We start from the raw sequence: 307 nt of genomic DNA, 5'->3' as shown, positions 1-307 counted from the left end.
CTTTTGATGTGGCGACGCAGATGAAGATTAGCAACGTGTCAAAGGTGGTTATTTCGTCAGGAGATTTTTCTGGACAAGCTGATTCGTTTTTCGGCGAATATTTCACGGATAAGTTCGTATATCTCTATAATCCTAAAGCTGCTATTGAAAAATGGCAGGAGAGTGTCGAAAATTTAGAGGAATGCGAAGAGGGGATAAGAAGGCTTGCGAACGAAAGGCTAGTTTTGGCATCTGCTTTTGAACAAAATGTTATTCCTTTCAAACGTAAAGAAAACATTAGCGTTAGATCTATACCAAATTATAATGG

At 38.4% G+C, this 307-nt stretch carries 1 protein-coding gene; it reads left to right on the top strand.

The features are described 5' to 3' along the window. Window positions 1–20: 20 nt before the first annotated feature. Window positions 21–307: hypothetical protein (locus tag ACYVTD_RS19015; RefSeq protein WP_461249138.1), on the top strand; the 287-nt coding region annotated here is incomplete at its 3' end.

The sequence above is a fragment of the Treponema sp. R6D11 genome (genome assembly GCF_054786075.1).
This window is presented reverse-complemented; position numbering and strand designations above follow the sequence as displayed.